Source organism: Amycolatopsis speibonae, assembly GCF_042647925.1.
GTDB classification, from domain to species: domain Bacteria; phylum Actinomycetota; class Actinomycetes; order Mycobacteriales; family Pseudonocardiaceae; genus Amycolatopsis; species Amycolatopsis speibonae.
The window spans coordinates 65,227-85,274 of record NZ_JBHRWK010000049.1 but is presented as its reverse complement, the minus strand read 5'-3'; the positions used below and the strand labels follow the sequence as shown (position 1 = coordinate 85,274).

General features: G+C 69.0%; 21 protein-coding genes. 6 read left to right on the top strand and 15 right to left on the bottom strand.

Translation table 11 applies throughout. The features are described from left to right. Positions 1–122 precede the first annotated feature (122 nt). The 11 genes from ACFOSH_RS28930 to ACFOSH_RS28880 form a co-directional block, all read right to left on the bottom strand. A complete protein-coding gene (locus tag ACFOSH_RS28930; RefSeq protein WP_378242238.1) occupies positions 123–629 on the bottom strand; it encodes a DNA-binding response regulator in 507 nt (168 codons plus the stop codon). Beyond that, positions 626–3,154, bottom strand: coding sequence for a hypothetical protein (locus ACFOSH_RS28925; RefSeq protein ID WP_378242237.1), 2,529 nt, complete (start codon positions 3,152–3,154; stop codon positions 626–628). The genes ACFOSH_RS28930 and ACFOSH_RS28925 overlap by 4 nt, the downstream gene beginning before the upstream one ends. Positions 3,155–3,246: 92 nt before the next feature. Continuing rightward, complete coding sequence (locus tag ACFOSH_RS28920) at positions 3,247–3,774, bottom strand: EF-hand domain-containing protein (protein ID WP_378242236.1); 528 nt, start codon at positions 3,772–3,774, stop codon at positions 3,247–3,249. Between the two features lie 118 nt (positions 3,775–3,892). After that, positions 3,893–4,507: an LppA family lipoprotein gene (locus tag ACFOSH_RS28915; RefSeq protein ID WP_378242235.1), complete on the bottom strand. Its 615-nt coding sequence runs from the start codon at positions 4,505–4,507 to the stop codon at positions 3,893–3,895. Positions 4,508–4,522: 15 nt separating this feature from the next. Next, positions 4,523–6,208, bottom strand: a complete 1,686-nt coding sequence (locus ACFOSH_RS28910; RefSeq protein WP_378242234.1) for an alpha/beta hydrolase — start codon at positions 6,206–6,208, stop codon at positions 4,523–4,525. A 50-nt stretch (positions 6,209–6,258) separates the two neighbouring features. Next, complete coding sequence (locus ACFOSH_RS28905; RefSeq protein WP_378242233.1) at positions 6,259–6,576, bottom strand: hypothetical protein; 318 nt, start codon at positions 6,574–6,576, stop codon at positions 6,259–6,261. A gap of 125 nt (positions 6,577–6,701) precedes the next feature. Next, positions 6,702–7,238, bottom strand: a complete 537-nt coding sequence (locus ACFOSH_RS28900) for an HPP family protein (protein WP_378242232.1) — start codon at positions 7,236–7,238, stop codon at positions 6,702–6,704. After that, positions 7,235–7,960 (bottom strand): respiratory nitrate reductase subunit gamma, encoded by a 726-nt coding sequence (gene narI, locus ACFOSH_RS28895; protein ID WP_378242231.1) that lies wholly within the window; start codon positions 7,958–7,960, stop codon positions 7,235–7,237. Before narI ends, ACFOSH_RS28900 begins: the two co-directional genes overlap by 4 nt. Next, positions 7,957–8,574 carry a nitrate reductase molybdenum cofactor assembly chaperone gene (gene narJ / locus ACFOSH_RS28890; RefSeq protein WP_378242230.1) on the bottom strand — a complete coding sequence of 206 codons (618 nt, stop codon included), beginning with the start codon at positions 8,572–8,574 and terminating at the stop codon, positions 7,957–7,959. The genes narI and narJ overlap by 4 nt, the downstream gene beginning before the upstream one ends. Beyond that, on the bottom strand, positions 8,571–10,136 hold the full coding sequence (narH, locus tag ACFOSH_RS28885; protein WP_378242229.1) for a nitrate reductase subunit beta: 1,566 nt from the start codon (positions 10,134–10,136) through the stop codon (positions 8,571–8,573). Before narH ends, narJ begins: the two co-directional genes overlap by 4 nt. Continuing rightward, complete coding sequence (locus ACFOSH_RS28880; RefSeq protein WP_378242228.1) at positions 10,136–13,828, bottom strand: nitrate reductase subunit alpha; 3,693 nt, start codon at positions 13,826–13,828, stop codon at positions 10,136–10,138. The genes narH and ACFOSH_RS28880 overlap by 1 nt, the downstream gene beginning before the upstream one ends. A 373-nt stretch (positions 13,829–14,201) precedes the next feature. Between ACFOSH_RS28880 and ACFOSH_RS28875 the strand changes: the two genes are divergently transcribed. From ACFOSH_RS28875 to ACFOSH_RS28860, 4 genes are all read left to right on the top strand, one after another. Continuing rightward, complete coding sequence (locus ACFOSH_RS28875; RefSeq protein ID WP_378242227.1) at positions 14,202–14,408, top strand: hypothetical protein; 207 nt, start codon at positions 14,202–14,204, stop codon at positions 14,406–14,408. 84 nt (positions 14,409–14,492) lie between these two features. Next, positions 14,493–14,843: an ATP-binding protein gene (locus ACFOSH_RS28870; protein ID WP_378242226.1), complete on the top strand. Its 351-nt coding sequence runs from the start codon at positions 14,493–14,495 to the stop codon at positions 14,841–14,843. A gap of 33 nt (positions 14,844–14,876) precedes the next feature. Continuing rightward, positions 14,877–15,053 carry a CsbD family protein gene (locus ACFOSH_RS28865; protein ID WP_378242225.1) on the top strand — a complete coding sequence of 59 codons (177 nt, stop codon included), beginning with the start codon at positions 14,877–14,879 and terminating at the stop codon, positions 15,051–15,053. Positions 15,054–15,139: 86 nt separating this feature from the next. Beyond that, a complete protein-coding gene (locus ACFOSH_RS28860; protein WP_378242224.1) occupies positions 15,140–15,799 on the top strand; it encodes a pentapeptide repeat-containing protein in 660 nt (219 codons plus the stop codon). A gap of 7 nt (positions 15,800–15,806) precedes the next feature. On the opposite strand, the gene ACFOSH_RS28855 is transcribed toward ACFOSH_RS28860, so the two are convergent. Continuing rightward, positions 15,807–16,142: a cupin domain-containing protein gene (locus ACFOSH_RS28855; RefSeq protein WP_378242223.1), complete on the bottom strand. Its 336-nt coding sequence runs from the start codon at positions 16,140–16,142 to the stop codon at positions 15,807–15,809. Positions 16,143–16,213: 71 nt separating this feature from the next. On the opposite strand from ACFOSH_RS28855, the gene ACFOSH_RS28850 reads away from it, so the two are divergent. Together ACFOSH_RS28850 and ACFOSH_RS28845 are read left to right on the top strand one after the other, a co-directional pair. Beyond that, positions 16,214–17,158, top strand: a complete 945-nt coding sequence (locus ACFOSH_RS28850; protein ID WP_378242241.1) for a GlxA family transcriptional regulator — start codon at positions 16,214–16,216, stop codon at positions 17,156–17,158. Between the two features lie 45 nt (positions 17,159–17,203). After that, positions 17,204–17,536, top strand: coding sequence for a helix-turn-helix domain-containing protein (locus ACFOSH_RS28845; RefSeq protein ID WP_378242222.1), 333 nt, complete (start codon positions 17,204–17,206; stop codon positions 17,534–17,536). On the opposite strand, the gene ACFOSH_RS28840 is transcribed toward ACFOSH_RS28845, so the two are convergent. Genes ACFOSH_RS28840 through ACFOSH_RS28830 form a run of 3 tightly spaced genes read right to left on the bottom strand, consistent with a single transcriptional unit; the run spans position 17,533 to position 20,025 of the window. After that, positions 17,533–18,123: a ClpP family protease gene (locus ACFOSH_RS28840; RefSeq protein WP_378242221.1), complete on the bottom strand. Its 591-nt coding sequence runs from the start codon at positions 18,121–18,123 to the stop codon at positions 17,533–17,535. The genes ACFOSH_RS28845 and ACFOSH_RS28840 overlap by 4 nt on opposite strands. Beyond that, positions 18,120–18,746, bottom strand: a complete 627-nt coding sequence (locus tag ACFOSH_RS28835) for a ClpP family protease (RefSeq protein ID WP_378242220.1) — start codon at positions 18,744–18,746, stop codon at positions 18,120–18,122. Before ACFOSH_RS28835 ends, ACFOSH_RS28840 begins: the two co-directional genes overlap by 4 nt. Positions 18,747–18,801: 55 nt before the next feature. Beyond that, the gene (locus ACFOSH_RS28830; protein WP_378242219.1) at positions 18,802–20,025 is read right to left on the bottom strand and encodes a serine/threonine-protein kinase; all 1,224 of its coding nucleotides are present in this window, start codon (positions 20,023–20,025) and stop codon (positions 18,802–18,804) included. Between the last annotated feature and the right edge of the window lie 23 nt (positions 20,026–20,048).

The following is a 20,048-nucleotide window of genomic DNA, read 5'->3' as shown; positions in this document are numbered from 1 at the left end:
CTCTTCACCACCACCCAGCCCCAGACAGTGTGATGGGGCAGGGCCTCCGGCCCCGCCCCACCAACACCAACGAACCCCAATCCGAAAACGCAACAGCCTCCTGAAGGTAGTGAAGGAGGCCTTCACGTACTGCCGACGCCCATCGCCGCGCCGATCTCCGCGGTGTCCTTGCCTTCCGCGATCAGCCGCAGCACCCGGATCTCGCGTTCGTGGAACCGCGAAGACCCGCCCGGTCCTTCCACCAGGGCGTCATATCCGGCGGCCAGCCGCCCGGCGGAGGTCTCGACCGCCGAACGCGCGGCCATGACCTCCGCGATCAGCCGTTCCTGCCGGACCGCCGCACGCGGCATCAGGCTGCGCACCCCGGCGGTCGCGGCCGAGCGGTGGCCGGACGGCGGGAGTGGTCCGGCGATCAGGACGCCGGGCAGGGTGCCCTGTTCGGCCACCGCCCGCCGGAGCACCGGCAGCCCGTGTTCGACCGGGTCCTCGGCGGCCACCAGCACGTCCGCGTCCCGGCCGTCGGACGGCACCACTTCGAGCACCGCGGCGCGTGACAGCATGCCGACCAGCCCCGCGCGGGTCAGGGGGTCGGCCGTGTAGACGGCCACCCTGATGCCGGATGTGTTCACGAGGCGTATCGGCCGTTCAGCAGCGCCATGGCCAGTTCGATCCGGGAGCGGTAGCCGGTCCGCGTGAACAACACGCTCAACCGTCCCTCCACGCTCTTCTGACTCGTCTGCAGCGCCCTCGCCAGCTGTTCGTTCGTCAGCCCTTCGCCCGCCAGCAGCGCCAGCAGGTGCTCGTTCTCGGCGACCGTCTCCTCCTGGCCGCCGGGGATCTCGATCCCGTTCTTCCGCATCAGGCTCCGCAGCCGGGCGCGGTGCAGCAGCGCGTCGAGCGAGCCGAGCACCTCGTACACCTCGGTGAGCACCTTCGGATCCGTCGCGCCGTGGCGGACCAGACGTTCGGCCGCGACAGCCAGTTCGTGTGGCTGGTCGCGCTCACGGGCCAGCCAGAGGCATTCATCGGCGGGCTCCTGGCCGAGGCAAGCCCGGACCAGGTGGCGATGCAGCAGCACCCGTCCGGTCGGCATCGCGGCGGCGAGATCCTCCAGCGCGTCGAGTGCCTTCTTCGCCGCCGCGCGGTCGTTCCTCCGCAACGCCAGTTCGGCGAGATCCGCCCAGGCGATGTCCGTGCCGACGGCGAGTCCGCAGGTGGCCGCGTGCAGGCGCCGGGCGGCGCGGTCGGTCTCGCCCAGCGCCATGTCGACCCGGGCCTCGGCGATGTCGAGCAGATGCGCCAGCATCGGCGCCGTGGCGCGGGCGGCGGTCAGCAGTTCCCGTGCCGCGCTGAACCGTCCCTGCGACAACAGAACCGACACGGTCGACAGGTGCATCGCGGACGACCCGGTGTCGTAGCCGCGCCGGGAGCGGTCGGCCACGCTGCGGTGGGCGAAATCGACCGCGCGCGAGGATTCGCCGCGCATGGCCGCGAGCATCGACCGTTCGCTGTCGCGCAGGCCGGTCTCGGGGAATCCTTCGTCGGCGAGCAGTTTTTCCGCGCGTGCCCGTTCTCCCAGCACCAGCAGCGCGGTGGCGTACGAGGTGATCTGGTCGTTCCGATGCCGCCTCGCCGTCCTCAGCGGCCACCGCTCGCGTTCGGTCAGGTTCGCGCCGAACCGCGCGGAGCGGCCGGTCCAGAGTTCGGCCAGGCCGCCGAAGAGTTCGCCCAGCATCGCGGAAACCGTCGACTCGGTACGCCAGGAATCGTTCTCCGCCAGCAATTCGGCCGCTTCCGCCCACCGGTCCAGCAGGCTCAGCGCGATCGCGCTCGACGCCACCGACCATTCCGGCGGGTTCATGGCGATCGCCGCGAGTTCGGCCGTGTTGCCGGAGTTGTGCAGCGCGCAGACGGCGATCGACTGGGCTTCCTGCGTGGCGTCGGCGGAAAGGCGGTCGGGGAATTCTTCCAGCAACCGACGCGTCCCCGCGAGACTTTGCTCGTGGTCGCCGTTCAGATGACACCACATGGTGTGGAGGAGCGTCACCCTCGCCCGCTGCGGCCGGTCCTCGGTCAGTTCGACGGCGGCCCGCAGCCAGCGCGCGCCGCGGGTGGTCTGGTCGTCGGGCAGGAAGGCCGCGCCGTCGAGCAGTTCGGTGAGAGCTCGCCGCGGGTCGATCAGCTTGCCGGCCTCGGCGATCCGGTCGGGGAGGTAGTACGGGTCGGAGGTGTGCGCGGTGCCGTTCCACAACGCGGTGACGGCGGCCGCGGAGAACCGCCGTCGCTCGAAGGGCCCGAGTTCGGCGATCAGCGCGTAGGCCACCACTGGCACGGTGAACCGCCAGCCTCGGCCGCGGTGCAGCACCCCGTCGGCCCGCAGATTCTCCAGCGTCGCAAGGGTTTCCGCGGGATCTTGCGCCAGCAGCCCGCTGATCAGCGACGGCATCGCCTCGCCGAGCGGATGCAGGACGGCCGCCGCCTTCGCGACCGCGAGCCGTTCGGGGTCCAGGTGCACGGACCGCAGCGGCACCGCGGTACCGGGGACGAGGTACGCGCGCCTGTCGACGATCCGGATCGCGCCCTGCGCGCGCAGCAGGTTCAGCGCCTGGTGCAGGGCGGCGGGCACCCCCCGGCTGAGTTCGTGCAGCCGGTCTCGCAGCAGTGCGCTCGGAACGGCACCCAGCACCTCGACGACAGGTCCCGTGATCTCCTCGGCCTTCAACGGCGTCAGCCGCACCGGCTCGACGAGGCCGTCGGCGCGTAGCCGCCGCACGGCGGCGAGTCTTCCGGCCACGTCCCGGACCGGGGTGCGAGTGGCGCAGATCAACCGGCCGGACGTCCCGTCCAGGCCGTGGATCAACGCCTCCAGGACGGCGAGGGAGTCGGGACCCATCCATTGGGTGTCGTCGAGCATCAGCACGTGCCCGTCGCCTACCGCGGGGGAAGGCCAGGGATGACTGCCGGGGGCGAGGTCGCCGTCCGGCGTGAAGCGGACGATCGAAACCTCTTGCCCTGAAGCGGAAAGCCGCTCGGCCAGCCGGGCGAGCAGCGTGGTCCGGCCGACACCCGCCGGCCCGGTCACCCAGACGCAAGGGGCGCTCGCGCCGGTGACGCGCTCCAGGATCCGCTCGGTCACCTCGTCCACGCCTGCCATCCTGAGCCGACAGGGCGATCGCGAGGCCATACCCGGCGCGGTATGGCCCGTATGGCCGCCGGGTCGGCCCGAAAGCCGCGACCGGACGGGCGTCAGGCGGCGAGCGGCCCGAAGACGAGGGTGCCCGGTGCCTCCGCGTCGTCACCCGCCCAGAACTCCAGCCACAGCGCGGCGAATTCGTCGCGGGACAGCATTCCGTCACCGTCGGAGTCCAGCAGCGGGAAAATGGCGTCGGTGTCGGTGGGGCGGCCGTTCCAGACCTCGATCAGCTGCCGGTACTCCGCCGCGGAGATCAGGCCGTCGCCGTTCTCGTCGATCGCCTCGAACATCGCGTCGGCGGTCGCGGTCACGGCTTCGGGCATGCCCGGCAGCTTGTCCACCACCAGCAGTACCTCGTCGAGAGTGACCTTCTCGTCGCGGTTGATGTCCGACGCCGCCAGCAACGTCGTCCACCAGCTCAGCATGATGCCGGTCAGGGACCTGGCGTTCTCCGGGCCGCGCCGCCGTGCCCAGCGCTCGGCCAACGCCTGGAAGTCGTTCTCCTGAAGGAAACCGTCGCCGTCGACGTCCATCGCGGCGAAAACCCCCGAGATCTTGCGCCGCTGCAAGTCGCTTGCCATGCGTCCGAACGATAGAACCGGACGCCGGGCCGGGATAGCGGCCATTCAGGGCGGTGGCGATCCACGATCGGGGGACGGCCGCTCACTCCCCGGGCTCGGGTCGTTTCCCGGTGAGTGTCTAGGTTCCGCTCGGCCGCGGCGTCCCCCGCGTGTGCGCCTCCATCGACAGGTGGCAGCCGGTCTTCAGCGTGAGCATGGTGCTGGTGCCAGTCGTCGTGCCGGTCGAGGTCGAGAGAGTCAGGTCGGCGCCGAAGTCATCGAGGAGGTGAAACTCCCGGAACTGGGGCTGGTTCACTTCGAAGCCCTTCTTCGTGAAGCCGTGCTTGCCTGCGGCTTCAGCGAGCGCCTGCGTCGTCTTCGCCCAGCCGGCTTCAGGAATGACGTCCGGCAGGCCCCATGTCGTGTAGGCGGTGTACACGTCGTGGACATCGACCGCGTGGAAAGCGTTGCAACCGGGTGCTACCTCGGCCACAGTTCCCTGCTGCCACGCGGAAAAGCCGGTGACTTCCGTGAGCTTGGCACGCAGGTCGGTGAGTGCCTGGTCGTATGTCGCCTGGGCCTGTTTGGCGTCCGGCCGCTTGAGAAGCTCGGCGAACTGCTGCTGGGTCGACATGCCATCCTTGCCGTGGTCGTTGTCGAGGTAGTCCGGGCTGCTGCCGCACGCCGTGCCGGCGAGCAGGACAGCGACCGCTATCCCGGCAATCCAGCTGATGGTTCGGGCAGCGTGCTTCATCTGTTTCACCTGGGCTTACTTCGAGATGGTCAGGTCAGGGCGGCCGGCGACAACGGCCGCCATGTTGTACTTGCTGGTGCTGTCTACGCCATCCTTTGTGGTCAGGGTGTACTCGCTGTGGCCAGAAGAAGCCGCGAGCGGCCGGCCATCGAGCAGTGAGGTCGCGCCTTGAGCCGATAGCTGCCGCATTCCCTCCATGCTGCCGGGGTCCTCGCCGAACCGCCCGCGCGTGATGTTGCCGACGTCGGCCACCGGGTCACCATCCGCCTCGAGCGTGTAGGCATGACCCTCGGGAACATGCAGTTGGTCGATCGAGCGGCCCGCGATGCCGCCTCCATACGGCTGGTCGGAGATACCCGGCGAGCCGAAGAACACGGCATCGTCCACACCGGTGTCGTTGTGCAGTGCGATTCCCGTGGTCAGTGAGCCATATGAATGCCCGAGAGCGGTGAGGTGCGGGTCGTCCGGCCGGGACATGTTGATCCCTTGGTCGAACCGCGCGAGCTTCTCGGCACCGTCCTGAGCCGCGCCGCCGCTGAGGACGTCGACGTAATCGCCGAGTTTGTCGGTTGCCGGCGGCTCGTAGCCGAGCCAGGTCACCGTCGCGACCGACTTGCCGCTGAGGTCACCCACCATGCGGTTGGCACTCTCGCGCACGCTCTGCATGTCGTTCACGTAGCCGTCGAGGTTCGTCTCGACCGCGGAGTTCATGCCCGGCGTGAAGACGGCGACGTGCTTCGCTGTGTCGACATCTCCATTGGCCACTGCGGCCTTCACCTTGTCTCCGGTCATGTCGAGCGACATGAGTTGCCGGTTCGGCAGCGGTTTGCCGTCCGGGCCCACCATGATGCCTTCGAGCTTGCCCAAGGCGGCGAGCCGTTCATCGAGTTTGCCGAGCTTCTCCTGGTAGTCGCGGACGAGTGGGCGGTCGCGGCCGAGATCGTCAGGGGTGTGGCGCATGAGCTCGGTGCGCTCGTCGAGCAGCTTCTGCTTCTCGTCCGCCATGAGCGCGACGTTCGCCCTGCTCCTGGCCCACGCCGCGATGCCGTCCCGGTTGCCGACCAACCCCGGGTGGTCCTTGATCAGGCGCTCTTGCTGCTGTTTCGACAGAGAGTCCCACCAGGCTGCGTTGGCCGCCGGGCCCGCGTCGACCGGTGGCGGGGCGGGGATCGACAAGGAGCCAAGCGCCCCGCCGGCGTTTCCGGCCGCGGCCAGGCTGGTGCCCTCGTCACTGGCGTCGATGGTATGCCCGCTGATCGCCGGGTCGAGCACGGCGCAGAAGTCGTTGTCGACGTCCTCGGCGGAGAGCAGTGTCTGCTTCACACGCTCGCCCAGCTCCGAAGCAACGACCTTCCGCTCTCGCTCAACGTCCTCTCGTTGCTCCTCCGGGATATCCGGCGGCAAGCCGCGGTCGGTGATCGCGCCGTCGTCCCCGATCGAGAAGTTGTGGGCGCGTGCCAGTTCTTCGGCCTCTCTGAAGCCGGCCAGCACACCAGTGGCGGCATCCGCGACGTCGCCACTGGCCCGGCGGATAGCCGCGATCTCGGCGGCCCACTCCTTGCCCTCTTCGATCAGGCGCTTCGAAGCTCCAGCTGCCGCGGTCGCCGCCGTGCCCGACCAGCCACTCGGCATCGCGGCGTCCTCGAAGTCTTCGGAGCAGGCGAGAAGCTGCAGGTACTTGCCGTTGAGCGCGGCCGACATGTTCGAAAGGACGCTGGGGTTCCAACGTCGAAGATCACCCCAAGACACCATCAGCTGGCCCCCGGCCCGCCATGAGAGGCCGTGACGTGCAGGTCTTGCTGGGCGGCCGCCTCGTTGGTGCGATAGTTCGCCACAGCCTTGCCCAAGTCGCCGGAGTATGTCTCCCAGGCACCAGCCCAGTGCTGACCCTTGCTCGACCACGCGCTCTTCAAGGCAGCCAGTCTGCCTGCCGAGCGAGTACCGGAAAGCCCGGCGTCACCCTCCGGGACAACACCGGCAGCGTCGAGCCCGCGGGCGTCGTCGATCAACCGCCCGGCGGCCTTGCTCGCCTCGTCGATCTCTCCGAGCACAGCCTCATACCCAGCCATCTGCCACACCCCTCCCAAGGTGACGCGTGTGCTGTCTCCGTGACCCTACGACAACAATCGGTCACCTGTGAACCACATTCGCTGAGGTCGGGGATGGCTACTCGAGATCGGGTGAGTGGATCTACTCACGCGCGGAGCATCCGCGGTGGTGCGGTGACCGGGGCGGGCGAGCGCCACCACGGATAGGGGACGCCGAACAGCTTGTTGATCACCACGGCCAGCAGGGCGATGAGCACTACGCCCACCAGGACCGCGACGATCTGCGGAGCGGTGTGCAGGAGACCGAGCGCGATGATCAGGGTGGTGGCCCCGGCGGGCGGATGCGGGATCTCCAGCGCGGCCATCGCCGCGCAGGTGAGACCGAGCGCGATCGCGGCCGCCCCGATCCTGGGCCAGGAGGGATGCGTCAGGTCCGGGGCGGCGGTGAGCAATCCGGTGGCGGCGAGGCCGGCGAGCCCCGCGAGGACACCGGCCAGATGGCCGAGCACCGTGTTGCGCGGGCTCGCGCCGGGCGCCTGCGGGCTCGCGAAGACCAGGAACGCGGTCGGCCCGATCGAGGGGAACAGCAAGGGCGCCCCGGACAGGATCGCGCAGAGGCCGATGAAGACGATGCAGCCGAACGAACTCAGCGCGACATAGGCGGTGCGGCGGAGGCGGCTCATTCCCAGCCGCGGCGCGGGTCTCGGGTGCCGACGCTGCCGGGGGCGCGGCGCCGGTAGACCACGTACGGACGGAGCAGGTACCGCACCGGCGCACTGAAAGCGTGGACCAGGCGGGAAAACGGCCACAGCGCGAACAGCGCCATGGCCAGCGCGGTGTGCAGCCGGTAGTCCAGCGGCGCCGACGCCATCAGCTCCGGCTGGGGATCGAGCAGCAGGATGCCGCGGAACCAGGGCGCGACCGTCTCGCGGTAGTCGTATCCGCCGCGGACGCCGTTGTCGACGAGGGTGTTCGCCAGTCCGGCGAGCATCACCAGCACGAGCACCACGTACATGAACTTGTCGCTGACCGAGGTGGCCCCGCGCACCGCCGGCACCCGGATCCGCCGCCACAGCAGCAGACCGAGCCCGCCGATCGCGACCAGCCCGGCGACACTGCCCATCACCAGCGAGATCAGGTGGTAGCCGTGTTCGTCGAGCCCCGCGAACTCGGTGACGCCCTTCGGCACGAGCAGGCCGAGCACGTGGCCGCCGATCACCATCAGCAGTCCGAGGTGGAACACGGGGCTGGCCACCCGCAGGAGCCGGGATTCGTGGAGCTGGCTCGACCGGGTCGTCCAGCCGAACTTGTCGTGGCGGTATCGCCAGATCGTGGCGAAGACCAGCAGCGCGATCGACGCGTAGGGCGCGGCGCCCCACAGCAGCAGGTCCAGTCCGGAACTCATCGGCCACCTCCGGTGCCGGTGGGGAACGGGTCGAGGCCGACCAGTTCGGCCGGGGGTTCGGCGGGGATCGGCGCGGGGGTGGCGGGCAGGGTGGCCAGTACCGCCGCGATCGCGTCCCGGTACGGGGTGTCCATAGTGGACAGGTTGCGATGCAGGAGCTCCAGCGCGGGATGGAAGCGGGCGAGCACCTGTCCGGCCTCGTCGGGCCCGGCCGCGGCGGCGAACTCCAGGATCACCGGCAGGAAGTCCGGCAGCTCGTTCTCGGCGGGGGCGAATCCGTGGGTGCGGTAGAACCGGCGCACCGCGGCCAAGGTCTCGCCGCGGCGGCGCGTGTCGCCGTCGAGGAACCAGCTCAGGTGCAGTGTCCGGCGGGGTTTCCGGTCGAAGACCTCGATGTAGTGCGAGGCCAGCTCACCGGGTTCGCCCTGTTCGAGGTAGGCCACGGTGCGGGTGAGTTCGTCGTGGCCGGGGCCGGTGGTCTCGTCGAGGCAGGCCCGCAGCAGGCCGAGTTTGCCGAGGACGGCTTCGTCGGGATACTGCAGGCACCAGCCGGCGATCTGGCGCAGCGCGGCGTGATCCGGGGCCACGATTGTCCGGGGGCGGAGGAGTTTCACCGGCTTCGCCCTCGCAGGGTCGGGAACAGCGCGTCCGGGCGGGCACCGTCGTCCCAGCTGATCAGGTCCACTGTGGACTCCTTGCCGCCCATGCCGGGGCCGCCGTCGACGTCGAGGCTGCACCGGGTGGCGATGCCCTCCAGGTCGTGTGCCTGCCCGACGCCCGCGGTGGGGATGACATAGCGCTCGTCGTACTTGGCCAGCGCGAGCAGCCTGTGCATGGCGAAGATCTGCTCGCCGGTGAGACCGACGGAAGCCGGGATGTCCTCGTCGGTCTCCTGCCCGAGGTTCACCGCCCGCATGTAGGACCGCATCGCGGCCAGCCGCCGCAGCGACCGCCGGACCGGCTCGGTGTCCCCGGCGGTGAACAGCTCCGCCAGGTACTCGATCGGGATCCGCAGGGCGTCGATGGCGCCGAACAGGTTGTCGCGGTGTTCGCCGTCGTGACCGCTTTCGCTGACCGCGTCGACCACCGGCGACAAGGGCGGGATGTACCAGACCATCGGCATCGTGCGGTATTCCGGATGCAACGGCAGCGCCAGCCGGTAGTCGTGGATCAGCTGGTACACCGGCGAACGCCGGGCCGCGGTGAGCCAGTCGTGGGGGATACCGGCCGCCTCGGCCGCCCGGATCACGGCGGGGTCGTGCGGATCGAGCAGCAGGTCGAGTTGCGCGGGGTAGAGGTCGTGCTCGTCGGCGACGGACGCGGCCTCGGTGACCTTGTCGGCGTCGTAGAGCAGGACACCGATGTAGCGCAGCCGTCCGACACAGGTCTCCGCGCACACCGTCGGCTGCCCGGCTTCCACCCGCGGATAGCAGAAGGTGCACTTCTCGGCCTTGCCGGTCTTGTGGTTGAAGTAGACCTTCTTGTACGGGCAGCCGGTGACGCACATCCGCCAGCCGCGGCACTGGTCCTGGTCGACCAGCACGATCCCGTCCTCTTCGCGTTTGTACATCGCGCCGGACGGGCAACTGGCCACACAGGACGGATTGAGACAGTGCTCGCAGATCCGCGGCAGGTAGAACATGAAGCTCTGCTCGAACTCGAACTTGATCTGGATCCCGAGTTCGTCACGCAGCTTCTCGGCGATCGGGTCCTTGACGCCGTGTTCGGTGGACCCGCCGAGGTCGTCGTCCCAGTTCGGCCCCCAGGTGGGCTGGGTGGGTTCGCCGGTGATGGCCGACCGGGGCGCGGCGGTGGGCACGTCGTCGCCCAGCGGCGCCTCGATCAGGGTGGCGTAGTCGTAGGTCCACGGCTCGTAGTAGTCGGAGATCTCCGGCAGCTCCGGGTTGGCGAAGAGCTTCCCGAGCTTGGTCAGCCGCCCGCCCGCGCGCAGCCGCAGCCTGCCTTTCGCCGTCCGCTCCCAGCCGCCCTTCCAGCGCTCCTGGTCCTCGTAGCGCCGCGGATATCCTTGCCCCGGGCGGGTTTCCACGTTGTTGAACCACGCGTACTCGGTACCCGTCCGGTTCGTCCAGGCCTGCTTGCAGGTCACCGAACAGGTGTGGCAGCCGATGCACTTGTCGAGGTTCATCACCATGGCCAGCTGTGCCATGACCCGCATCAGTAACGCACCTCCTGGGAACGGCGGCGGATCACGGTGACCTCGTCGCGCTGGTTGCCGGTGGGGCCCAGGTAGTTGAAACCGAAGGAGAGCTGGGCGTAGCCGCCGATGAGATGGGTGGGTTTGAGCAGCAGCCGGGTCAGCGAGTTGTGCGTGCCGCCGCGTTTGCCGGTGGCCTCGCTGCGCGGCACGTTCACCGCTCGGTCCTGGGCGTGGTAAAGGAAAACGGTGCCCGCGGGCATGCGATGGGAGACGATCGCGCGGGCCACCACGACACCGTTGCGGTTGACCGCCTCGATCCAGTCGTTGTCCTTGGCGCCGATCGCTTCGGCGTCGGACGGGCTCATCCAGATCCCCTGCCCGCCGCGGGACAGGGTGAGCATGTGCAGGTTGTCCTGATAGGTCGAGTGGATCGACCATTTGCTGTGCGGGGTCAGATAGCGCACGGTGACCTCGGCGGCGTCTCCCTGCCCGCCGGAGAGATGGTGCGAACCCAGCGGAGGACGGTAGATCGGCAGCGCCTCACCGAGTTCGTGCATCCAGTCGTGGTCGAGGAAGAAGTGCTGACGGCCGGTGAGGGTGTGCCACGGCTTGCGGTGTTCGACGTTGATCACGAAGGCCGAGTAGCGACGGCCGCGGCTTTCGCTGCCGGACCACTCCGGGCTGGTGATCACCGCCGCCGGGCGGGACCTGGTGTCGGCGAAGGTGATCTTCTTGCCTTCGTGCTCGGCGGAAAGATGTGCCAGTTCGGTGCCGACCCGCTTCTCGAGGTCGCGGAAACCCTGGGTGGCCAGCCGTCCGTTGGTGGTGCCCGACAGCGCGAGCACGGCGTCCGCCGCCTTGATGTCGGTGTCGATCAGCGCCTGGCCCCGGCCCGCGCCTGTGGTCGCGACGCCGTTCTTCGCGCGCAGCCAGTTCACTTCCTCGCCGACGTCGTAGGTGAGGCCCTTGCTGGTGGCGCCCAGTTTCTCCAGGAGCGGGCCGAGCGTGGCCAGTCGCGCCGCCACCGCGGGGTAGTCGCGCTCGACCACGGTCAGCCGCGGCATGGTGACACCCGGGATCGGCTCGACGTCACCGTCCCGCCAATCGCGGACGACACCGCCCGGCTGGGCGGTCTCTCCGGGAGTGTCGTGCGTCATCGGGGTAGCGACGAGATCCTTGCGTACCCCGAGATGCCGCTCGGCGAGCTCGCTGAACCGCTTCGCGATCGTGTGGAAGGCCTCGAAGTCGGTGCGGGTCTGCCAGGGCGGATCGACGGCGGCGTTGAAGGAATGCACGAAGGGATGCATGTCCGTGGACGACAGATCGTGCTTCTCGTACCAGGTCGCGGCGGGCAGCACGAGATCCGCGAACAGGGTGGTGCTGGTCATCCGGTAATCGATTGCCAGCATAAGATCCAATTTGCCGACCGGGGCGGTGTCGCGCCATTTCACGGATTTCGGCCGCGAGTCCGGCGGCGCTTCCTCACCGCGCAGATTCGCGTCGGTGCCGAGCAGGTGGCGTAGGAAGTACTCGTGGCCCTTGGCCGAGGAGCCGAGCAGGTTGGACCGCCACACCGTGAGCACCCGAGGCCAGTTCTCCGGCGCGTCCGGATCCTCGGCGGCGAACCCCAGCTTGCCTTCGCGGAGCTGGGCGATGACGTGGCGGGCGGGGTCGATCCCGGCTTCGTCGGCCTCGTCGACCAGGTCCAGCGGATTGCGGTCGAAAGTGGGGAACGAGGGCATCCAGCCCAGCCGCGCCGACTGCGCGAGCGTGTCCGCGGCGCTGGTCCCGGCGAGGCTGCCGGGCGCCAGCGGGGAGGCCAGCTCGTCGTTGCGCAGCGCGTCGTAGCGCCACTGGCCGGTGTGCAGGTACCAGTAGGCGGTCCCGATCATCTGCCGGGCGGGCCGCACCCAGTCCATCGCGCCTGCCAGGGTCTGGTGCCCGGTCAGCGGCCGCACCTTCTCCTGGCCGACGTAATGCGCCCAGCCGCCGCCGTTGCGGCCCTGGCAGCCTGTCATCGTCAGCAGCGCCAGGAAGGACCGGTAGATGGTGTCGGAGTGGAACCAGTGGTTGGTGCCCGCGCCCATCAGGATCATGCACCGGCCGCGGGAGGCCTCCGCCGTCTCGGCGAATTCCCTGGCGATCCGGGTGACCCGCTCGGCCGGGACCGAGGTGATCTCCTGCTGCCACGCCGGGGTGCACGGCTCCGCCGGATCGTCGTAGCCGGACGGCCACCGGCCGGGCAGTTCGCCACGCCGCACGCCGTACTGCGCCATCAGCAGGTCGAACACCGTGGTGACCAGCTGCCCGCCCCGCTCGACGGCGGGCACCCCGCGCCGCAGGACGCCGTCCGCGTCGAACCGCGGAAGCAGCACCTCGACGCCTTCGTGGCCGGGGTCGTCGAGCAGGCTCAGCCGCGGGACGACGTCGCCGAGGTCCAGGTTCCAGTGGCCCTGGTCGTGCTCGTTCCAGCGGAAGCCGACGGAACCATTGGGCACGACCGGTTCCCCGGTGCGGTCGTCGACCAGGACGGTCTTCCACTGTGGCTCGGCCGCCCCGGTGTCACCGAGGTCGGCGGCGGTGAGGAACTTCGACGGGACGAACGCGCCGTCCCGTTCGGTCAGCGTGACCAGGAAGGGGAGGTCGGTGAACCGGCGGACGTAGTCGGTGAAGTACGGCACCTGCCGTTCGGCGAAGAACTCGGTGAGGATGACGTGCCCCATGGCCATCGCCAGCGCGGCGTCGGTGCCGGGATGCGGGGCCAGCCACTCGTCGGCGAACTTGGTGTTGTCGGCGTAGTCGGGGGAGACCACGACGACCTTTTGCCCGCGATACCGCGCCTCGGCCATCCAGTGCGCGTCCGGTGTCCGGGTCACCGGGACGTTCGAGCCCCACATCATCAGATACGCGGCGTCCCACCAGTCCGCGGATTCCGGGACGTCGGTCTGATCGCCGAACACCTGGGGTGAGGCCACCGGCAGATCGGCGTACCAGTCGTAGAAGGAGAGCATCGGGGCGCCGATCAGCGCCATGAACCGGGACCCGATCGCGTGCGAGACCATGGACATCGCCGGAATCGGCGAAAAGCCGGCGACCCTGTCCGGGCCGTATCGGGAAATGGTGTGCACATGCGCGGCGGCGGCGATTTCCGAAGCCTCGTCCCAGCTGACCCGGACCAGGCCGCCCTTTCCGCGGGCGCGCTGATAGGACAGTCTCTTCATCGGGTCATCCATCACCGAGGCCCAAGCGGTGACCGGATCGCCGTGCTGTTTCAGTGCCTCGCGGTACATTTCGACCAGTACGCCTCGCGCGTACGGAAATCGTACCCGGGTCGGGGAATAGGAATACCACGAAAAGGAGGCGCCGCGCGGGCACCCGCGCGGTTCGTACTCTGGCTTGTCGGGGCCGACGGAGGGATAGTCCGGGTCTTGGCTCTCCCAGGTGATGATCCCGTCGGAGACGTACACGTTCCAGCGGCAGGAACCCGTGCAGTTCACGCCGTGCGTCGAGGGGACCACCTTGTCGTGGCTCCAGCGATCACGGTAGAACGCGTCGCCTTCCCGGCCTCCGGTCAAGTGCACCGAATGCAGATCCGCCGAACTCTCGGCGCGGGTCAAATAACGGCCGAGGCGGAGCAGGGCGGCGGTCGCCGGGCCTTCGTTGTGGTGGTTTTCGGAGCCTTTGTTGGTGGCTTTTCGTGGCGAGCGCACGCTCGTGACCTCCCGACTAAAGTCGTGAATGAGGCAGACAGCGCGAACAGGATGTGCCGAGTCTGTCCGGGAACAGCACAAGGTTAGCGGCACCGCGTGCCAGTTGTCTTTACGCGAAGGTGATCATAACTGTTGATCACTCGAAAAGAGCAGCAAGTAAATGCGCAGGTAATGGCGGGGTAATTGCCGTGAGAAACTGGATTAATCCATTCTGTCGGGTGATCGAAATATGCGAGGTTGCGAATTCTCGGAACCGGCAGCCCTGTGGGTGCGCGGATACGGACCCTGGCAAGCCGGAAAACGCGGAACAAGTAACGCCGTACGCTGAACAGGGGCGAAAGTATGTATAACGACCTACACCCGGAGGAGAAGGATGACAGGCGAAATCGAGCGGGCGGCGCACGCGTACTGTCCCGTCTGCGACCCGGATCCCGGCCTCGGTGACCTGGTCACCGCGCTCTGCGGGGCGACCCATCCTTTCTGGGGCCGTCGCGAGCGGCCGGTGAACAACTGCCCGGCGTGCGAAGCCGTCGTCGCGAAAACGGTCTACCCGTGCGGGCACACGGGTGGCGAGCGGTGAAAGGCCGGTCGTTAAGGTTCGGGGAATTCGGGGTACTGGATCCACACGAGCCCCTGACGGGTCGCCGAGAACATGGAGGTCCCCGTGTCCGCCGAGGAGGCCGCGCCCGCCGGCTCCGAGGTCGAAGTCCTGACCTTGGACGTGGGCGACGACCTGGGCGAGCTGGCCCGGGTCCGCGCCTGGGTGCGCGCGGAGCTGCGTGACGTCGCCGAAGCGGCCCTCGCGGACACGATCCTGGTGCTGGACGAAGTGGTGTCCAACGCCCTGCGGCACGGGAAGCCGCCGCTGCGGGTGCGCCTGCTGCGGCAGCCGGGCAGCCTGCGCGTCGAAGCCGACGACGCCGGCAAGACCGTCTGGGCGGAACTCGACCTGGGCGTCTCAAACGTGTCAGGTGCCACAGCGGATTCGCCGTTTTCGGGGCGCGTCACCGGGTAACCGGAGGGCAGCGGACAACGAATGGAGGCCCTGATGAACGACAAAGCCGAAAACAAGGTCGACGAGCTCAAGGGCAAGGCGAAGGAGGCCGTCGGGAACGCCACGGACAACGAGCAGTGGCAGGCCGAAGGCAAGGCCGAGCAGGGCAAGGCCAACGTCAAGCAGGCAGGCGAGAAGATCAAGGACGCGGTGAAGGGCGTCCGCGACTGACCTCGCGGTCTGAACAGGGGGTCCGCCTTTCGGGGCGGGCCCCTTTTTCGCTCGGCGAAGGCCGGCTCTGGGGTACCGTCCGGATCATGGAGTTCCGGGATTTCGACGGCATCAAGGTGCGGCGCCCTTCGGTCGACAGGAAAGACCTCATCAAGGAACCGGCCGTGTTCGAAGGCTACTTCGATCTCGACTCCGTCCATCTCGACGGCGGCGACCAGGGCGGGGTCCGCGGCGGCGGCGAGATCGTGCGGTCCCTGGTCTCGGAAGTGAGCCTCGCCAACGCCAGGCTCGACAGGCTGACGCTGTCCGATGTGATCCTCGAAGGCGTCGACCTGTCCAACGCGGCCATCCGCGAACTCTCGGCACGCCGCGTCGAAATCCTTCGTTGCCGCGCGATCGGGTTGGGCGTGTCGATCGCTTCCGCCGCCGATCTGTACGTCGAGAACGCACGGTTCGACTACGCGTCGCTGACGGTCGAGCGAGTGAAGGGTTCGGCCGTGTTCTCCGGATGTTCTTTCCGGGAGACGGTGTTCTCCGGCGACCTGTCGCGTCTGATCTTTGTGGACTGTGACTTCACTGAAACGGAATTCGCGGCGACCGCGGCGGTGGACTGCGATCTGCGCGGTTCGCGGTTGTCCGGCGCCCGTGGCCTGCTCACCTTGCGTGGCGCGAAGATCACCGCCGAACAGGCCATCTCGGTCGCGGGTATTCTCGCGGCCGAGAGCGGACTTTCGGTCGTCGGCTGACCCGGCGTCAGCCTTCGGGATAGAAGACGAAGAGCGTGCACCCGGTCGCCGACGCGGGCACGTGCCACGAACCGGCCGGAGCGTGCAGGAAAGTCCCCGCCGGATAGTCGCGCGCGCCGTCGTTGAAGATGCCGGAGACGACGTACACCTCCTCGGATCCCGGTTCGTGAACGTCGCGATGCGGCCATGAGGTGCCGGGATCCATCTCCAGCATGTTGGCGTGCGCGCCGTCCGCTCCTGTCCACAGTGGACGCACGCGGATTCCGGGGAAGATCTCGCGAACGGGGGATTCCTTGACGGAGACGGAAGTGTAGCCCTCTTGGGCGAGGATCTCGGGGTGCATGACCCCATGGTGCCGTGATCATCGAGCCGCCGGACAGTGTCCAGGAAGACACCATGGGGTATTTTCCTGCCATGCATCGCGTGATGGCCTTGGTGCGGCCGACGCAGTCGACGTTCGAGCTCGGCATCGCCGCCGAGGTCTTCGGGACGGAGCGAGCAGGCGTGCCGCGGTACTACGAATTCGACGTCTGCACGGAGAAACCCGGCCCGGTGCCGACCACGGCCGGGTACGCGATGTCCGTGACCCGGGGCCTTTCCGCGCTGGCGGACGCGGATACGGTGCTCATCCCGGGCTGGGCCCCGGTGGAGGCCCCGCTGTCGCCATCCGTGCGCCGGGCTCTCCTTCGCGCGCACGCCAGGGGAGCACGGCTGGTCACGATCTGTTCCGGCGTGTTCGCGCTGGCCCGCACCGGGCTGCTGGACGGCAGGGCGGCGACCACGCATTGGGCGCGCGCGGCCCAGCTGCAGGAGGAGTTCCCACAGGTGCGTGTGGAGCCGGACGTGCTCTACGTGGACCATGGCGACGTCGCCACGAGTGCCGGGGCGGGTGCCGGGATCGACCTCTGCCTGCACCTCGTCCGGCGGGACCACGGGGCCGCGCACGCCGCCCTCGTCGCGCGGCACATGGTGATGCCGCCCCATCGCGACGGCGGTCAGGCGCAGTTCGTCCCGGCCCCGCCGCCCGCGGACGAGCTGGACGGCCTCCTCGAGTGGGCAGGCGGCCGCCTCGGGACACCGTTGTCGGTGAGCGATCTGGCCGCGCACCTCAACGTTTCGTCCCGCACGCTGGCCCGGCGTTTCGCGGATCGGCTCGGCACCACGCCGGGGGCATGGCTGCTGACGCGCCGGGTGACCGAGGCGCGCACCCTCCTGGAGGAGACCGGCCTGCCGGTGGAGGTGATCGCGACCCGCGTCGGTCTCACGTCGGCGGTCAACCTCCGTCGCCGATTCCGCGATCAGGTCGGGACGACGCCGGGCGCGTACCGGCGCGCCTTCCGTGGCTCGGTTTCGCCTTGAGCGGAACGGAGCACGCGGGCCGCGGCCCGATGTCACGATGAGCGTATGGCGGACATCCTCCCTTTCCACCAGAAGCGGCCCGATCCGGAGCCGCTGTGGCGTGACGTGCTGGGCCAGAGCCTGCGCGCGGCGAGAGAGGAACAGGGCGGACGTCTCGTCGACGTCGCGGAACGCGCCGGGATCTCGCCGCAGTACCTTTCGGAGATCGAGCGCGGCCGCAAGGAGCCGTCCAGCGAGATGATCGCCGCGGTCACCGGCGCGCTCGGGATCGACCTGGCGGATCTCCTCTTCGGCATCGCTGGCACGGTCCGGCGGGGCGGCAGCACAGGCCTCGCGGTCGGCCGCCGCCCGGCGGGCCCGGTCCTGATGGCCGCCTAGTTCCGGCTGTCCAGCACGTGGTCCGCGAGTCCGTAGGCGACGGCGCCCGCCGCGTCGAACACGCGGTCCCGGTCGGTGTCGTGCCGGAGATCCGAGACGGCGCGGCCGGTGTGCGAGGACAGGATCTCCTCCAGCTGCGTCCGCACCCGCACGACCTCGTCGGCTTGGAGGATGAGGTCCGGGATGGTGCCGCGGCCCTGCGCCGCGGGCTGGTGCAGCACCACGCGGGTGTGGGGCAGCACGAACCGGTGCCCGGCCTCGCCCGCGGCCAGCAGGATCGCCCCCGCCGCGACGGCCTGGCCGACGCAGGTCGTCGCCACCGGCGCCTTGATGAAGCGCATGGTGTCGTACAGCGCGAGCATCGCCGACGGGTCGCCGCCCTCGGTGTTGATGTAGAGGTTGATCTCCTGCTCCGGGTTGTCCGCCTCCAGGTACAGCAGCTGCGTGATCAGCGCGTTCGCCACGCCGGAGTCGATCGCGGTCCCGAGATAGATGATCCGTTCCGACAGCAGATGCGAGTAGACGTCCATGATCCGCTCGCCGGCGGGGCTGCGGGAGATGACGTTGGGGATGGTGTAGGTGCTCATGCGCCGACACCCCTTTCCGAGCCGAGGCCGAGTTTGTGGGTGCGGACGGGGACGACCTGGTCGAGGCTTTCGACGATGTGGTCGATGAAGCCGTATTCGCGTGCCTGTTCGGTGGTGAACCAGCGGTCGTGCAGGGAGTCGGCGAAGATCCGGTCGATGGGCTGCCCCGTGTCGTCGGAAATGAGGCCCAGCACCGTGTCCCGCGTGTAGCGCAGATCGTCGGCCTGCACCTCCACCTCGACGGCCGAGCCGCCGATGCCCGCCGAACCCTGGTGCATCAGGATCCGCGCGTGCGGCAGGGCGAACCGTTTGCCCGGCGTGCCCGCGGAAAGCAGGAACTGTCCGGCACTGCACGCCAGCCCCAGCGCGAGGGTGGCGACGTCGCACGGCACGAGCCGCATCACGTCGCGGATGGCCAGCATCGAAGGGACCGAGCCGCCCGGCGAGTGGATCCACAACGCGATGTCCTTGCGGGGGTCCTCGCTCGCCAGCGACAGCAGCTGGGTGGTGAGCACCGTCCCGTTGTCGTCGTCGAGTGCGCCGTCGAGGACCAGCACACGCTGGCTGAAGAACCGTTCCCGGAGCCGTTGGTCGAAGAGTGGCTGTTTCTCGTTGTCGGTCATGCCCCGACGATGCCGCCGTGCCCGGCCGTCCGCCGGTTTCTCTGCTGTGAGCGGATCAGCCCACAGCAGGACGCCGGGCCGGGACGAACCACACGACCCCCGCCATGCCGAGAGCGAAGACGAGGACGAGGAGATCGACGGTGAAACCCGGCTGAACCGGAAGGCCGAGATGGACCCGGTCCTCGCCGATGACGGTCAGCAGGCAGAACGAGATCAGCGTCAGCAAAGCGGAGGCGCTGAGCATGATCTGTCCTGCCTGGACCCTGGCGAGCAGGCTCGCGCCACCGGCCACCGAGGCCACTCCGGCGAGGATCAGGCTGAGGTCTCCCACCAGGATCGAGAGATCCGAGAAGTCTGAGAAGTAGTACGCCTGATGCATCAGCATCGCGTTCGCGAGCAGTGCGAATCCGAGCACCATGCCCGCCACTCCGGCCAGGATCGCGAACACGGAGGGCGGGTTCACCCCGGGACGCGTTGGCGCGGGCAGGATCGGCACCGGGGTTTCGGCGCCGTTCGCGGCCAGAGCCAGCATCGGGATCGCGTGATCTGGCAGCAGGCGCGCGTGGGGCGCCTTCGCCAGCAGGCCGCGGAGGACGTCCGCCAGTGTCCCGTACGTCCGGCTGAAGACCGGCTGATCGTTGACGACGGCGTACAGCGTGGCCGCGACGTTCTCCCGCCGGAAGGGATTCGCGCCCTCGCTCGCGCTGAGCAGTGTCACGCCGAGCGACCAGAGATCGGAGTGGGGAGTGCCTTCGTGCCCCGCGATCCTTTCGGGGGCGAGGAAAGCGGGCGAACCGCTCGGGTCGAGCACCTGGCCGATCCCGAAGCCGGTCAGCCTCGCCGTGCCGTCGGAGGACACCAGGACGTTCGCGGGCCGCACGTCCCCGTGCACGACACCCACCGCGTGGGCGGCGGCGAGCGCGCCGAGCACCTGCCTGCCGATCTCGGCGACGAACCGCGGCGGGAGCGGACCCGAAGCCACCAGCTCTTCCAAGGTCCGCGCGTCCACCAGGTCCATCACGACGAACGGCGTCCCGTCCGCCACCACGACCTCGTGGACGGGCACCACCGACGGGTGATCCACGCGGGCCTCACGCTGGAGCCGTTCGACGACGGCCGCGCGGGCCTGTTCGTCGAGCGCGGGCAGCAGCAGTTCCTTGATCGCGACCTGGCGGCCGTCCGGCCCGTCCTCGCCACGCCACAGCACGGCCGTCCCGTCGCCGCCCAGCTTCTCGAGCAGGGTGTAGCGCTCGGCGATCGTGCGCGAAGCTGCCGTCACGGTTCTTCTCCTCGGTTTCTGAA

Excerpts from the sequence above, each read along its gene's own strand:
- ACFOSH_RS28900 (WP_378242232.1), bottom strand. The coding sequence starts at position 7,238 with ATGAGCCGCCTCCGCCGCACCGCCTATGTCGCGCTGAGTTCGTTCGGC.
- narH (WP_378242229.1), bottom strand. The coding sequence starts at position 10,136 with ATGCGGGTCATGGCACAGCTGGCCATGGTGATGAACCTCGACAAGTGC.
- ACFOSH_RS28915 (WP_378242235.1), bottom strand. The coding sequence starts at position 4,507 with ATGAAGCACGCTGCCCGAACCATCAGCTGGATTGCCGGGATAGCGGTC.
- ACFOSH_RS28875 (WP_378242227.1), top strand. The coding sequence starts at position 14,202 with ATGACAGGCGAAATCGAGCGGGCGGCGCACGCGTACTGTCCCGTCTGC.
- ACFOSH_RS28845 (WP_378242222.1), top strand. The coding sequence starts at position 17,204 with ATGGCGGACATCCTCCCTTTCCACCAGAAGCGGCCCGATCCGGAGCCG.
- ACFOSH_RS28860 (WP_378242224.1), top strand. The coding sequence starts at position 15,140 with ATGGAGTTCCGGGATTTCGACGGCATCAAGGTGCGGCGCCCTTCGGTC.
- ACFOSH_RS28855 (WP_378242223.1), bottom strand. The coding sequence starts at position 16,142 with ATGCACCCCGAGATCCTCGCCCAAGAGGGCTACACTTCCGTCTCCGTC.
- ACFOSH_RS28920 (WP_378242236.1), bottom strand. The coding sequence starts at position 3,774 with ATGGCAAGCGACTTGCAGCGGCGCAAGATCTCGGGGGTTTTCGCCGCG.
- ACFOSH_RS28905 (WP_378242233.1), bottom strand. The coding sequence starts at position 6,576 with ATGGCTGGGTATGAGGCTGTGCTCGGAGAGATCGACGAGGCGAGCAAG.
- ACFOSH_RS28835 (WP_378242220.1), bottom strand. The coding sequence starts at position 18,746 with ATGACCGACAACGAGAAACAGCCACTCTTCGACCAACGGCTCCGGGAA.
- ACFOSH_RS28925 (WP_378242237.1), bottom strand. The coding sequence starts at position 3,154 with ATGGCAGGCGTGGACGAGGTGACCGAGCGGATCCTGGAGCGCGTCACC.
- ACFOSH_RS28910 (WP_378242234.1), bottom strand. The coding sequence starts at position 6,208 with ATGTCGGCCGCGCTCAACGGCAAGTACCTGCAGCTTCTCGCCTGCTCC.
- narI (WP_378242231.1), bottom strand. The coding sequence starts at position 7,960 with ATGAGTTCCGGACTGGACCTGCTGCTGTGGGGCGCCGCGCCCTACGCG.
- ACFOSH_RS28840 (WP_378242221.1), bottom strand. The coding sequence starts at position 18,123 with ATGAGCACCTACACCATCCCCAACGTCATCTCCCGCAGCCCCGCCGGC.
- ACFOSH_RS28865 (WP_378242225.1), top strand. The coding sequence starts at position 14,877 with ATGAACGACAAAGCCGAAAACAAGGTCGACGAGCTCAAGGGCAAGGCG.
- ACFOSH_RS28850 (WP_378242241.1), top strand. The coding sequence starts at position 16,214 with ATGCATCGCGTGATGGCCTTGGTGCGGCCGACGCAGTCGACGTTCGAG.